We start from the raw sequence: 13,347 nt of genomic DNA, 5'->3' as shown, positions 1-13,347 counted from the left end.
GGTCGCGGCCGAAGGTACCAGAATGGAATTGGCGTCAGTTGGCCGGTGCGTTGGCGGCCGGCGGAGCAGCCGCCGGATCCGCAGACGGCTGCGCCTCTTGCGTGGCGGGCGCCGTGTCTCCGGCAGGCGGCGTCGCCGTCTGTTCTGCAGGTGGCTCGGTCGACTGGCCCCAGATCTCGGCAACGCCCCAGGCGATCATGACGAGAACGATGCCGGCGATCAGGACCTTCAGGACCGGAAAACCCGCGCGCCCCTGCCGCGCCTCGGTGCCGCTCAACGGCTTTTCGGTGGTACCAGGATGTCGGCTGCCGGTACTGGGATCATTGGGATCAAAACGGGTGTTCATCTTATGTCGCTCCTCTGCGCGGCCGAGCTCGGCCGATCTCTTGGCAGGGGAACGATCTGCGCCCAGCGAAGTTCCGTCGGGTCAATAACCGACTGTGCGGTCGACGACGTGCTGCATAGGCTGGTTCGTCTCATAACGATCGATCTGTTGCTCGACGTGACGCAGCAGTGCCCGCACATCCGTCGCAGAGGCGGCGTGCGGCGTGATGATGATGTTCTCCAGGCTCCAGAATGGACTATCCGCCGGTAGCGGCTCGACCTCGAAGACGTCCAGCGAGGCGCCGCATAGCGTCCCGTTGCTGAGGGCTTCCAGCAGGTCTCGCTCCACCTGGCTTCCGCCCCGCCCGGCGTTGATGAACACCGGACCGCCAAGGGGGCCACCCCGCCGAAGCTTGCGAAACAGGCCTGCGTTGAAGAGTGCGCGGGTATCCGGCGTCAGGGGAAGAAGCCCGACCAGGATATCCGTTCTCGACAGGAAATCGTCGAGCCCGGAATTATCGAAGGTGTCGATGTCTTCGATGTCCTTCGCCCTTCTCGACCAGCCGATCACATTGAAGCCCATCATCTTCAGCTTTGCCGCCGAATCCCGCCCCAGCACACCGAGGCCCATGATGCCGACCGTGACATCCTTCGCCTCCGGCTGCGGCAGTTCGCGCCACAAATGCTCGCGTTGCTGCCTCCTATAGGCCGGAGCCTGGCGCAGATGGCTGAGGCATTGCAGCACCACCCACTCGCTCATGCGGGTGGTGAGGCTCTCGTCGACAAAGCGGACAATGGGGAGCGGAGGCAGATCGGGTATGGTGAGGATGTGATCAACGCCGGCGCCGCCGGAGAACAGCACCTGGAGATTGGGCGCCCGGAGCAATAGGTCGCGATCGGGCTTCCACACGACTGCATATCGCGCCGACGACAGATCCTGATCCTTGTCGGCCGCCAGCATTACCTTGCGCCCCGGCAAGGCGTGGCTGAGGGCGGCGTCGATTTCCCGACGCTCAAACTTCAGATCAATGACGACGGCCGGTTTGGAAGATGACATGGAATCCTCGTCGCGCTACTGGCTGATGGCAGCCGTGTCGACCGCCCTGAGATCGAAAGCCGCGGCCATCAGCGCCTTCGTATAGTCCTGCTGCGGCGCCTGGAAGACTTGCTCCGACGGCCCTTCCTCGACGACCTTGCCACCGCGCATGACGATGACATGGTTGGCGAGCGCCTTCACAACCTTCAGGTCGTGGCTGATGAAGAGGTAGGCGAGTTCGTGCTTCTTCTGCAGGTCGCGCAGAAGGTCGACCACCTGCGCCTGCACCGTCATGTCGAGCGCTGAAGTCGGCTCGTCCAGCATCACGAAACGTGGCTTCAGCACCATGGCTCGAGCAATGGCGATGCGCTGCCGCTGCCCGCCGGAGAACTCGTGGGGGTAGCGCCAGCGGGTGTCGGGATCGAGCCCGACCTCGGTCAGGGCCCATCGTACCCGTTCGTCGCGCTCGTCCGGGGAGAGCGACGGCTCATGGACCTTCAGCCCCTCCGCGATGATTTCCCCCACGGACATGCGCGGGCTGAGCGATCCGTAGGGATCCTGGAAGACGACCTGGAGGCGATCACGCAGCGGGCGCATCTGCTTGAACGAGTAGTTGCCGATGTCATTGCCTATGAAAGCGATCCTGCCCTCCGACGAGATCAGGCGCGCCAGCGCGAGGCCGAGCGTCGTCTTGCCGGATCCGGATTCGCCCACCACGCCCAGTGTTTCGCCGGCCCGCAGCGACAGGCTGACGCCGTCGACCGCCTTGACGTGATCCACGACCCGCCGCATCAGGCCCGCCTTGATCGGGAACCAGACACGAACATCCTGCCCTTCCATCACGATCGGCTTGGTGGGATCCGCCACCGGCGGTTCGCCCCGGGGTTCGGACGCCAAGAGGTGGCGCGTGTACTCGTGCTGCGGGTGTGTGAACACGTCCTCGACATTGCCGGTTTCGACGATCCTCCCCCCGGTCATCACACAGACGCGGTCCGCGAACTTGCGGACGATGCCGAGATCATGGGTAATGAAGAGCATGGACATGCCGTGCTCGCCCTTCAGCCGGCTCAGGAGTTCGAGGATCTGCGCCTGAACGGTGACGTCGAGCGCCGTTGTCGGTTCATCGGCTACCAGGAGCTTCGGGCGGTTGGCGAGCGCCATGGCGATCATCACGCGCTGCCGCTGGCCGCCGGAAAGCTGGTGCGGATAAGCCTGCAGCCGCTTCTCAGGCTCACGGATGCCGACCTGGTTCAACAGTTCCAGGATGCGCGCCCGCGCCGCCTGGCCGGTTATGCCCTGGTGGAGATCGAGGATCTCGCCGATCTGCTTCTCGATCGTGTGAAGCGGATTGAGCGACGTCATCGGCTCCTGGAAGATCATCGTGATGTCGTTGCCGCGCACCTGCCTCAACATCTGATCAGAGGCCTTCAACAGGTCATGCCCGCCAAAGATAATTTCTCCGGAGGGATGGCTGGCGGCCGGATAGGGCAAGAGGCGCAGGATCGAATTGGCCGTGACCGACTTGCCGGAGCCCGATTCACCGACCAGAGCGACAACCTCGCCCGGCATGATGTCGAAGGAGACACCGTCCACGGCGCGCGACGTCTCCTTCCCCTGGTGAAAGGCAACCGACAGCTCGCGAACGGAGAGAAGAGGTTCGGTCATCGGTTCACCGGAAGGTCTTGCGCGGATCGAAGGCGTCGCGGATCGCCTCGCCGATGAAGATCAGCAGGGACAGCATGATCGACATGGTGAAGAAGGCGGTCAGCCCCAGCCATGGTGCCTGCAGGTTGTTCTTGCCCTGGGCGATCATCTCCCCGAGGGAGGGCGAGCCGGGTGGCATGCCAAAGCCGAGGAAGTCCAGCGACGTCAGGGTTGCGATCGAACCCGAGAGAATGAAGGGCAGGAAGGTCAGCGTCGCGACCATGGCGTTGGGAAGCAGGTGGCGGAACATAATGGTCCAGTTGCCGACACCGAGTGCGCGCGCCGCGTTCACGTATTCGAAGTTTCGCGCCCTCAGGAATTCGGCGCGGACAATGCCGACAAAGCCAACCCAGGAGAAGAGCAGCATGATCCCGAGCAGGACGAAGAAGCCGGGAGGCAGGATCGCGGCGATGATCAACAATATGTAGAGCACCGGCATCGACGACCAGATCTCGATGAAGCGCTGGAACAGGAGGTCTGTCCATCCGCCGAAATAGCCCTGTATGGCCCCGGCCGTCACGCCGATCACGGCGGAGGCGATGGTCAGAGCCAGGCCGAAGAGAACCGAGACGCGGAAGCCATAGATGATGCGGGCGGTGACGTCCCGCGCCTGATCGTCCGTGCCGAGCCAGTTGAGATTGCCGAGGATGCAGGCCGGGTCCTCCGCTCCGAGCGGATAGCCCGCGCAACGCTGCTCCTCTTCCATCAACCAGAAGGGTGCCGTGGGAGCAGAATGCGGGATGTTGGAGTTGACCGTCTGGTAGGAATAGCGGATCGGCGGCCAGATCATCCAGCCATTCGCCTCGATCTCGTCGGCAATGAAGGAGGACCGGTAGTCGGTGGTGGCGAGGAAGCCACCGAACTTCTCTTCCGGATAGTCCACCAGCACCGGAAACAGTATCTCGCCCTTATAGGACGCTACAATCGGCCGGTCATTCGCGATGAACTCCGCAAACAGGCTGAGAGTGAAGATGACCATGAAGATCCAGAAGGACCAGTAGCCGCGCCCGTTCGCCTTGAAGTTCTGCAGACGGCGGCGATTGGTCGGTGACAGCCAATCGCGTCGCGGGCGCGACGTTGCGGCCGGCATGGTCGCGGGCGCCTCCATCACACATCCCTCCGCTCGAAATCGATGCGCGGGTCGATCCAGGTGTAGATCAGGTCGGAGACAAGGCTGACGACGAGGCCCATGAGCGAGAAGATGTAGAGCGTGCCGAAGACTATCGGATAATCACGGTTGACGATGGCGAGGTAGCCGAGGCGGCCCAGGCCATCGAGGGAGAAGATGTTCTCGATCAAGAGCGAGCCGGTGAAGAAGGCGGAGATGAAGGCCCCGGGAAAGCCGGCGATGACGATCAGCATGGCGTTGCGGAAGACGTGTCCGTAGAGCACGCGCCGCTCGGGCAATCCTTTCGCCCGCGCGGTGACCACATATTGCTTGCGTATCTCGTCCAGGAAGGAGTTCTTGGTCAGCAGCGTCGTCGTCGCGAAGGCCGACAGTGAAAGGGCGATCAGCGGCAGCGTCAGGTGCCAGAAGTAGTCGATGATCTTCTCCCACCACGAAAGCTGCGCGAAATTCTCCGACACCAGCCCGCGCAGCGGGAACCAGTCGAAGAAGGAGCCTCCGGCAAACAGGACGATCAGCAGGATGCCGAAAAGGAAGCTCGGGACTGCGTAGCCGACGATGATGATCCCTGAGGTCCAGATGTCGAAGGCGGACCCGTCCCTGACAGCCTTTCGGATACCAAGCGGGATGGAGATCAGATAGGAGATGATGAGGATCCAGAAGCCGAGCGAGATGGAGACCGGCAGCTTGTCGATGATCAGGTCCATCACCGAAGCGTTGCGGAAGAAGCTCTCGCCGAAATCGAAACGGATATAGTCCCACATCATATCGAGGAAGCGGGTGAGCGGCGGCTTGTCGAAACCGAACTGCTGCTCGAGCTTGGCTATGAATTCCGGATCCAGTCCCTGCGCCCCGCGATAGCGCGAATTATCCTCAAAACCGCCGCCCTGGGAGCCCAGAAGATCTCCGCCACCGGAGAGCCTGTCGGAGGCGCTGTCCCCCTGACCGGTCAACTGCGCAATCACCTGCTCGACAGGGCCGCCCGGCGCAAATTGCACCACCAGGAAGGATATGCCCATGATGCCGATCATGGTCGGGATCATCAGCAGCAGGCGTCGAAGAATATAGGCGCCCATCAGGAGCTAGCTCCGGAGACGGCGGGAGCACGAGCGCTCGGCATGGTCAGCGTCAACCGATATCGTCCTTCCTTCACGGCCAGGGCCGCATGTTTGGTGATTCGCACGACTAGTGATGCCACAGTGCCCGGCGGAGGGCTAGTTCGCGGCCCTGGTGGACCACCAGATCGCCGGAAAGCCCAGGGAATACTCCGGCAGTTCTTCCGGGTGTGCGATCGTGTCCCAATAGGCGATGCGCGATGTCTTCGAGCTGTAGCTCGGCACAATGATATGATGCGCGAGCAGAACCCGGTCGAGGGCCCGCACGGCGGCAATCTGCTCATCGCGGTCCTTGGCGAAGATCACCTTGCGGATGAGAGCGTCGACGCCCGGATCGCTGATGCCGCTGTAGTTCTGCGATCCTTCGCGCTTCGCGGCGTCGGAACCCCAATACTCGGCCTGTTCGTTGCCTGGGTTCATGCTCTGGCTCCAGGCATTGTACATGACGTCGAAATCCCGCGAACGCCAGCGGTTGGTAAACTGCGACTGCTCGACGCTGCGGACCGTCGCTTCGACGCCGATCATCTTCAGGTTTCGCGAGAATGCCAGCGCGACAGGCTCGATAGTCGGCCCGCCGAGCATGATCTCGAAGCTCAGCGGTTCGCCCGTCTTGGCGTTGACCATGCGGTTGCCGCGAAGCTCATAGCCTGCTTCGCGCAAGAGGGTCACCGCTTTGCGCAGGTTCTCGCGCAGCTTTTGCGGATCACCATTTACTGGGTTTTCGTAGGGGGTCGTGAAGACCTTGGCGGGGACGAGATCCTTCACCTCGTTCAGGATTTCCAGTTCCCTTCCCTCCGGCAACCCAGACGAAGCAAGTTCAGTGCGGAAGAAGAAGCTGTCGACGCGGTCGTAGGAGTCGTAGAAGATGGTGCGCCGCAATTCCTCGAAATCGAAGGCGTAGTTGAGCGCCTCACGCACCCGCGGATCCGAGAACTTCTGACGGCGCGTGTTGAAGACGAAGCCGACCATGACGCCGACCGTGCGAAGCTCGTTCTCGTGCTCCTCGAGCTTGACGCGGCCATCCTTCACCGCCGGGAAGTCATAGGCAGTCGCCCAGCGGCGGGCGGTATTCTCCCACCAGTAGTCCTCGTTGCCCGAGCGGAAGGATTCAAACATCACGTCGCGGTCGGCATAGTAGCGGTAGGTGATGGTGCGGAAGTTGTTCTGGCCGATGTTCACGTTGAGCTTGCTGCCCCAGTAGTCGTCGCGCAGTTCGTAGGAAACGACCGAGCCCGGCGTCACGGAGGCCACCTTGTAAGGCCCCGAACCGATCGGCGGCTCAAGTGATGTGCGGGTAATATCGCGCGGCTGGCCGTTCGGGCCGGTGCCCTGCCACCAGTGCTTCGGCACGATCGTCAGCTGGCCGACGATCTGGGGCAGTTCCCGGTTGTTCGGCTCGTCAAAGGTGAAGGTGATCTCGCGCTCGCCGGTTTTCTCGGCGTTGACCACATGGCGATAATAGAACTCCATCTGCGGGACGTTCTTCTTTGCGGTTTCGAAGCTGAAGATAACGTCCTCCGGCGTGACCGTGTTTCCGTCGGCCCACTTCGCCTCCGCCCGCAAGCGGAAGGTGACCGAGGAATAGTCCGCGGGATAGCTGAGGGCCTCGGCCAGTAACCCGTACATCGAGTTGAGTTCGTCATCTGCTGTGACAAGCAGGGGCTCGTAGACATGTCCAAGGCCGCTCGCAGGCTCCCCGCGGGCAAGCAGCGGGTTGAGCGTGTCATAGCTTCCCTCCACAGCCAGGCGCAATGCTCCCCCCTTTGGCGCCTCCGCATTGACGTAGTCGAAATGCGGGAAGCCCTCCGGGTACTTCAGTTCGCCGACCGTGGCGATGCCATGCTGCCAACGACGATCCGGCTCCTGCGCGAGCGCTCCTGCGGACAGGGTTGATGACGCGAATGCCAACGAGAAAATCAGGGTAGCGAACCGGCGAGCCAACATGCGGGATCCCTTTTGTGTTCTTGTTGACCGGGAGCATAGGGCAAAGCGCGGCAAAATACAGACGTAGAGCGCTCACATCCGCATTATCGGCTCGATGCGATCCTGCATCTCCGTTTCAACAAAATCGTCTTCCACGCTAGATTTGGGTGAAGTGATTTGCGGGGACGACGGCAGGCATGCACAGCACGACACGATTCATGACCCGGCTCCTCGCGGCAGGAGCGGGACTTCTCCTGATCGCCGGCCAGGCGGTGGCCGAGACGCCGGCAAAGGAACTGTTTGGAGGAGCAAAGCTGCCGAGCCATACCGAGCCCGCTCCCCATGGCTCCTATGCCAAGGGATGTATAGCAGGCGCGGTCGCCATCCCGACCGACGGGCCCACCTGGCAGGCGATGCGCCTTTCCCGCAACCGGCGCTGGGGCCATCCTCAGATGATCGCCCTCCTCGAACGCTTCTCCCGCGACGCGGCGAGCCTCGGCTGGGGAACCGGCATTCTGGTCGGCGACATCTCGCAGCCACGCGGAGGCCCGATGCTCTTCGGGCATGCCTCGCACCAGATCGGCCTCGATGCGGACATCTGGTTCACGCCGAAGCCCTCGCAGCCGCTTTCACCGCAGCAGCGCGAGGATCTTCCGTTCACCTCCATGCTCGACAAGAGCAAGTTCCTCACCGTCGATTCCAGGCGCTGGACCAACACCCACGCACGGGTGGTCATGCAGGCTGCGAGCTATCCGCAGGTGGAGCGCGTCTTCGTGAACCCCGCCATCAAGAGGAAGCTCTGCGACACCTGGCGTGGCGACCGGTCCCTGCTCGGCAAGGTGCGGCCTGTCTACGGCCATAACGAGCATTTTCACATCCGCATCCATTGCCCGACGGGCGCAGCCGGCTGCAAGCCGCAGGCCCGGGTTCCGAGTGGTGACGGCTGCGACAAGTCGCTTGCCTGGTGGTTCACCGACGAGCCCTGGGCGAAACCGAAGAAGGATCCAAACAAGAAGCCGGTCAAGCCAAGGCCGGTGATCCTTTCGGATCTGCCGAAGGCATGCGCCGCAGTCCTCGCCGCGCCGGCCAGGCCCGCGGAAGAGGCCGTCCTCGGATCGGGCATGGCCGCCTACTCCGCGCCTATGGCGGTGGCGGCGCCGGTTCAGGACATCGAGGCCATCATCAACGGAACCGTGCTTCCGGACCATGGGCCGATACCGCAGCCGCGACCCTTCCCCTAGCCGGGCTTTTCAACACACGGCAGTCACTGTAGAAGCCATGTAAATCGATTTAAGCCCGGCAGGGGGAGTAGGCTGTGACCGGTTGTATCGCGCTGATCGCACATGACGAGAAGAAGGACGACATGGCGGAGTTCGCGCGGCAGCACCAGGACGCGTTGTCCCGCTTCCGGATCATTGCGACGGGAACAACGGGCGGTAGGGTCCAGGATGCCTGCCCCGGCCTTGAAGTCACCCGGCTGAAGAGCGGTCCCTTGGGCGGCGACCAGCAGATCGGGGCGATGGTCGCCACTGGCGAGGTCGACATGCTGCTCTTCTTCATCGATCCGCTCACCGCCCTGCCGCACGATGTCGACGTCAAGGCACTGACCCGGCTGGCGACGGTCTATGACATCCCCATGGCGCTCAATCGCGCGACCGCGGAAAAACTGATTGATTTCCAATAGATGGACGCAAGCATGCACCACGCCACCGAGAACGAGCGCCTGCCCTTCCCGATCCTGCTCGGCGACATCGGCGGCACCAATGCCCGCTTTTCCATCCTGGTCGACGAGGACGCCGAGCCGATCCGCTTTCCGAACGTGCAGACGGCCGACTACGGAACGATCGACGAGGCAATCCGCCAGGATGTGCTGGAGAAGACTGCCGTGCGACCCCGCTCTGCCATTCTGGCCGTTGCGGGCCCGATAGAGGGTGACGAGATCGACCTCACCAACTGCGACTGGGTCGTCAGGCCGATGTCCCTGATTGCCGAACTCGGCTTCGACGACATCCTGGTGCTCAACGATTTCGAGGCGCAGGCGCTGGCGGTGGCATGCCTGACGGAAGACTACCGCGATGTCATCGGCCCTTCGTCCACGGCCCTGACGGCGTCGCGGGTGGTGCTCGGGCCCGGGACGGGGCTTGGTGTTGCAGGTCTGGTCCACGCCCGCGCCACATGGTTTCCCGTGCCGGGCGAAGGCGGCCATGTCGATATCGGTCCCCGATCTCCTCGTGACTTCGACATCTTTCCGCATCTGGAGTCCATTGAGGGACGGATTTCGGCGGAGCAACTGCTCTGTGGTCGCGGCCTGGTCAACATCTACCGTGCTGTCTGCGCGGCCGACGGGGTCTCGCCGACACTCGCTCTTCCCTCGGACGTCACCGCGGGCTGGCAGTCCGGCAGCAACCGCCAGGCAATGGAGACGGTTTCGCTGTTTTCGACCTACCTCGGAAGACTGGCGGGCGACCTTGCATTGGTCTTCATGGCCAAGGGCGGCGTCTATCTAGCCGGTGGGATTTCCCAGAAGATCATTCCGGCGCTCAAGCAACCGGAATTCCGTGTGGCCTTCGAAGACAAGGCTCCGCATTCAGAGCTAATGCGCAACATCCCGACCTTCGTCGTCACCCATCCGCTTGCGGCACTCGCCGGCCTTGGGAGCTATGCGCGAACACCTGCGGCCTATGGGATTTCGACGCAAGGCCGGCGCTGGCAGCGCTGACCGTTCCTGACTTGCCCGCAGTCCGCCCGCACTAGCCAAGCCGGCCCTCGCTCGCTATAGACCCGCCAAGGGCTACTGGCCCTTGGCCGTTCACACACGGGAAAGTGCCTGTTGGGCTCAGCGAAAGACAAGAAGCCGCATCTCGATTCCGGCACCGTGACAAGCGTGCTCAAGCGCGTGATCGCGGAGAACGGCCGTGACCACATCAAAGGCTACGCCTTCGCGATCTTTTGCCTGGTCGTCGTGGCAGCGACGACGGCGTTCACCGCCTGGATCATGGAGGCGGTGGTCAACGAGGCGTTCGCCAATCAGCGCGCCGACATTGTCTGGCTCATCTGCGGTGCGATCTTCGTGGCATTCGTCCTGCGTGGGCTTGCCACCTATGGCCAGTCGGTGACCCTTTCGAAGATCGGCAACAATATCGTGGCGCGCTACCAGCGCCGGCTCTACAGCCATCTCATGGGGTTGTCGGTCGGCTTCTTCAGCGAGGCCCGGTCAGCGCATCTTGCCGCGCAGATCAGCCAGAATGTCAATGGCGTCCGCGACGTCCTCAATCTCACCGTGACCTCAACGGCGCGCGATCTCCTGACGCTGATCGCGCTGATCGGTGTGATGGTCAGCAAGGATCCCATCCTGTCGCTGATCGTTTTCGTGGTCGCGCCACCGCTCATCCTCGCCCTTCGTTACGTATCGCGCCGATTGCGGAGCGCGACCCGCGAATCCGTGGAGTTGAATAGCCACGTGCTCGGCGCCATGCAGGAGACGATCCAGGGCATTTCCATCGTCAAGGCCTTCACCATGGAGAAGGAACTCGGAGACAAGGTCGAAAAGCTGATCAGCCAGGCTGAAAACCGCGCCAACCGGATAGCTCGGCTGACGGAGCGGACGGCACCGTTGACTGAGACCTTTGCCGGCTTCGCCATCTCCAGCGTGCTCGCCTATGCCGCCTTCCGGTCGATCTATGACGGCGTGCCGCCAGGGGCATTCTTCGCTTTTGTCACGGCGCTGCTGATGGCCTATGATCCAGCCCGCCGGCTGGCGAAACTGCAGGTGCACCTGGAGCGGGCGGTGGTCAATGCGCGGATGATCTATGCCCTCCTCGATCTGCAGCCGCAGCAACGGGAAAAGCCGGGCGCCAAGGACCTCAAGGTCACAGAGGCGAGGATCGAGTTCCGCGGCGTATCGTTCGCCTATGCGAGCGGCGACCCGGTCCTCCGCGGTGTCGACCTTGTGGCCGACGGCGGCAAGACGACCGCCCTGGTGGGGCCATCCGGCGCCGGCAAATCGACGATCATCAATCTCATTCCGCGCTTCTACGATCCCTCGGAAGGATGCATCCTGATCGACGGGCAGGACATTACCGAGATCACCAAGATGTCGCTGCGCCGGCACATCGCCTATGTGTCGCAACAACCGTATCTGTTCGAGGGAACGATCCGCGACAACATCCAGTACGGCCGCCCCGAGGCCACCGATGCGGAAGTCGAGGAGGCTGCCAGGCTCGCCTTCGCACACGACTTCATCCTCGCCCAGCCCTTCGGCTACGAGACGCCCGTCGGGGAAAACGGGGTGACGCTCTCCGGAGGTCAGCGCCAGCGCCTGTCGATTGCTCGCGCGCTGGTTCGAAATGCGCCGATCCTGCTGCTCGACGAGGCGACGTCCGCCCTCGACAACGAGTCCGAAGCAGCGGTGCAGAAGGCGCTCGAGACGGCGATGAGCGGCCGCACCGTGATCGTGATCGCGCACCGGCTCTCGACGGTGGTCAATGCCGACAAGATCATCGTCATGCATGAGGGACGGGCTGTCGAGGAGGGGACCCACGAGACTCTTGCACAGCGCGAGGACGGTCTCTACGCTCGCCTCAACAATCTGCAGTCCCCGGATACAAGCCCATAAAGATGAAAGCATTGCCGGCATGAGCGACAATCCGATGAAACTCGTGGTGGTGGGCGCGGCCGGACGCATGGGCCAGACGCTGATCAGGGTCATCCATGAAACCGGCGGCGCCGTGCTGCATGCTGCGATCGAGCGAGAGGGCTCGCCCTTTGTCGGGAAGGATGCAGGCGAGATCGCCGGCGTCGGCAATCTGGGCGTTCCCATGACCGTCGATCCGCTGCAGGCTTTCGTCGATGCCGACGGCGTCCTCGATTTCACCAGCCCGGCCGCATCGGTGGCGTTCGCTGGGCTCGCGGCACAGGCGCGGATCGTCCACGTCATAGGTACAACCGGGTGTTCTTGGGGCGACGAGGAGAAGATCAGGGCTGCGGCCCGCCATGCGCGCATCATCAAGTCCGGCAATATGAGCCTTGGCGTGAACCTGCTCGGTGTACTCGTGGAGCAGGCTGCGCGCGCGCTCGATCCCGCCCAGTGGGACATCGAAGTTCTCGAGATGCATCACAAGCACAAGGTCGATGCCCCCTCGGGGACTGCATTGCTGCTGGGTCAGGCTGCTGCGCAGGGACGTGGGATCGACATGTTGGCCAATGCAGTCAAGGTCCGCGACGGGCATACGGGCGCGCGGGAGGCCGGCACGATCGGCTTCGCCACGCTGCGCGGTGGCTCCATCGTCGGGGACCATTCGGTTCTGTTTGCCGGCGAAGGCGAACTGGTCACGCTCTCGCACAACGCCCTCGACCGCTCCATCTTCGCACGCGGCGCAGTGACGGCGGCGCTTTGGGGCCGTGAGCGAAAGCCCGGCCTTTACGACATGCTCGACGTGCTCGGGCTCAACAACTGACGATCCGGAGGAATTGACTTCATGAGCGGTACTCTAGTCCTTGTTCGCCACGGCCAGAGCGAATGGAACCTGAAGAACCTCTTCACCGGCTGGCGTGATCCGGACCTGACGGAGCTTGGCATCCAGGAGGCGGGAATCGGTGGCAAAGCGCTTGCGGATGCCGGGCTGAAGTTCGATATCGCCTTCACCTCGGTTCTCAAACGCGCCCAGGACACGCTCAGGATCGTCCTCGACAAGGTCGGCCAGCCGGACCTCGAGACGATCCGCGACGAAGCGCTCAACGAGCGTGACTATGGCGATCTCTCCGGCCTGAACAAGGACGATGCCCGCAAGAAGTGGGGTAAGGAGCAGGTGCATATCTGGCGCCGCTCCTATGATATTCCGCCGCCAGGCGGCGAGAGCCTTCGGGATACGGGCGCGCGCGTCTGGCCCTATTACATGACCGAGATCCTGCCCCGCGTCCTGCGCGGCGAAACGGTCCTTGTCGCGGCCCATGGAAACTCGCTGAGAGCGCTGGTCATGGTCCTCGACCGGCTGAGCAAGGAAGAGATCCTGAAGCTGAACCTCGCGACGGGGGTGCCGATGGTCTACAGGCTCAATGCGGACTCGACCGTGGCCTCCAAGCAAATCCTCGGGGACATGTCCGGCGCGCACTGAGCCGGT

At 63.0% G+C, this 13,347-nt stretch carries 12 protein-coding genes; 6 read left to right on the top strand and 6 right to left on the bottom strand.

Annotated features, from left to right (window positions below; genetic code table 11):
* Window positions 1-34 precede the first annotated feature (34 nt).
* From ACEPP2_RS13640 to ACEPP2_RS13615, 6 genes are all read right to left on the bottom strand, one after another.
* On the bottom strand, window positions 35-346 hold the full coding sequence (locus tag ACEPP2_RS13640; protein WP_395516919.1) for a hypothetical protein: 312 nt from the start codon (window positions 344-346) through the stop codon (window positions 35-37).
* 81 nt (window positions 347-427) lie between these two features.
* The gene (locus tag ACEPP2_RS13635) at window positions 428-1,381 is read right to left on the bottom strand and encodes a 2-hydroxyacid dehydrogenase (RefSeq protein WP_281977720.1); all 954 of its coding nucleotides are present in this window, start codon (window positions 1,379-1,381) and stop codon (window positions 428-430) included.
* Window positions 1,382-1,396: 15 nt separating this feature from the next.
* Window positions 1,397-3,025: an ABC transporter ATP-binding protein gene (locus tag ACEPP2_RS13630; protein ID WP_281977721.1), complete on the bottom strand. Its 1,629-nt coding sequence runs from the start codon at window positions 3,023-3,025 to the stop codon at window positions 1,397-1,399.
* Window positions 3,026-3,029: 4 nt separating this feature from the next.
* A complete protein-coding gene (locus ACEPP2_RS13625; RefSeq protein WP_395516918.1) occupies window positions 3,030-4,172 on the bottom strand; it encodes an ABC transporter permease in 1,143 nt (380 codons plus the stop codon).
* A complete protein-coding gene (locus ACEPP2_RS13620) occupies window positions 4,172-5,266 on the bottom strand; it encodes a microcin C ABC transporter permease YejB (RefSeq protein WP_395516917.1) in 1,095 nt (364 codons plus the stop codon). The genes ACEPP2_RS13625 and ACEPP2_RS13620 overlap by 1 nt, the downstream gene beginning before the upstream one ends.
* A 138-nt stretch (window positions 5,267-5,404) precedes the next feature.
* A complete protein-coding gene (locus ACEPP2_RS13615; RefSeq protein WP_395516916.1) occupies window positions 5,405-7,249 on the bottom strand; it encodes an extracellular solute-binding protein in 1,845 nt (614 codons plus the stop codon).
* Between the two features lie 197 nt (window positions 7,250-7,446).
* Between ACEPP2_RS13615 and mepA the strand changes: the two genes are divergently transcribed.
* From mepA to ACEPP2_RS13585, 6 genes are all read left to right on the top strand, one after another.
* Window positions 7,447-8,469: a penicillin-insensitive murein endopeptidase gene (gene mepA / locus ACEPP2_RS13610; RefSeq protein ID WP_395516915.1), complete on the top strand. Its 1,023-nt coding sequence runs from the start codon at window positions 7,447-7,449 to the stop codon at window positions 8,467-8,469.
* Window positions 8,470-8,543: 74 nt separating this feature from the next.
* On the top strand, window positions 8,544-8,912 hold the full coding sequence (locus ACEPP2_RS13605; RefSeq protein WP_395516914.1) for a methylglyoxal synthase: 369 nt from the start codon (window positions 8,544-8,546) through the stop codon (window positions 8,910-8,912).
* A 12-nt stretch (window positions 8,913-8,924) separates the two neighbouring features.
* A complete protein-coding gene (locus ACEPP2_RS13600) occupies window positions 8,925-9,947 on the top strand; it encodes a glucokinase (protein ID WP_395516913.1) in 1,023 nt (340 codons plus the stop codon).
* A gap of 111 nt (window positions 9,948-10,058) precedes the next feature.
* Window positions 10,059-11,843, top strand: coding sequence for an ABC transporter ATP-binding protein (locus tag ACEPP2_RS13595; RefSeq protein ID WP_395516912.1), 1,785 nt, complete (start codon window positions 10,059-10,061; stop codon window positions 11,841-11,843).
* Between the two features lie 19 nt (window positions 11,844-11,862).
* Entirely contained in the window at window positions 11,863-12,684 is an 822-nt protein-coding gene (gene dapB / locus ACEPP2_RS13590; protein WP_395516911.1) for a 4-hydroxy-tetrahydrodipicolinate reductase, read from the top strand.
* A gap of 21 nt (window positions 12,685-12,705) precedes the next feature.
* Entirely contained in the window at window positions 12,706-13,341 is a 636-nt protein-coding gene (locus tag ACEPP2_RS13585) for a 2,3-bisphosphoglycerate-dependent phosphoglycerate mutase (RefSeq protein ID WP_395516910.1), read from the top strand.
* Window positions 13,342-13,347: the final 6 nt, after the last annotated feature.

It is taken from the genome of Pseudorhizobium flavum (assembly GCF_044142885.1).
In the GTDB taxonomy this organism is placed as follows: Bacteria; Pseudomonadota; Alphaproteobacteria; order Rhizobiales; family Rhizobiaceae; genus Neorhizobium; species Neorhizobium flavum.
The sequence above is the reverse complement of the archived record's forward strand: the minus strand, read 5'-3'. Positions and strand labels throughout refer to the sequence as shown.

Excerpts from the sequence above, each read along its gene's own strand:
- ACEPP2_RS13640 (WP_395516919.1), bottom strand. The coding sequence starts at position 346 with ATGAACACCCGTTTTGATCCCAATGATCCCAGTACCGGCAGCCGACAT.
- ACEPP2_RS13635 (WP_281977720.1), bottom strand. The coding sequence starts at position 1,381 with ATGTCATCTTCCAAACCGGCCGTCGTCATTGATCTGAAGTTTGAGCGT.
- ACEPP2_RS13630 (WP_281977721.1), bottom strand. The coding sequence starts at position 3,025 with ATGACCGAACCTCTTCTCTCCGTTCGCGAGCTGTCGGTTGCCTTTCAC.
- ACEPP2_RS13625 (WP_395516918.1), bottom strand. The coding sequence starts at position 4,172 with ATGGAGGCGCCCGCGACCATGCCGGCCGCAACGTCGCGCCCGCGACGC.
- ACEPP2_RS13620 (WP_395516917.1), bottom strand. The coding sequence starts at position 5,266 with ATGGGCGCCTATATTCTTCGACGCCTGCTGCTGATGATCCCGACCATG.
- ACEPP2_RS13615 (WP_395516916.1), bottom strand. The coding sequence starts at position 7,249 with ATGTTGGCTCGCCGGTTCGCTACCCTGATTTTCTCGTTGGCATTCGCG.
- mepA (WP_395516915.1), top strand. The coding sequence starts at position 7,447 with ATGACCCGGCTCCTCGCGGCAGGAGCGGGACTTCTCCTGATCGCCGGC.
- ACEPP2_RS13600 (WP_395516913.1), top strand. The coding sequence starts at position 8,925 with ATGCACCACGCCACCGAGAACGAGCGCCTGCCCTTCCCGATCCTGCTC.
- dapB (WP_395516911.1), top strand. The coding sequence starts at position 11,863 with ATGAGCGACAATCCGATGAAACTCGTGGTGGTGGGCGCGGCCGGACGC.
- ACEPP2_RS13585 (WP_395516910.1), top strand. The coding sequence starts at position 12,706 with ATGAGCGGTACTCTAGTCCTTGTTCGCCACGGCCAGAGCGAATGGAAC.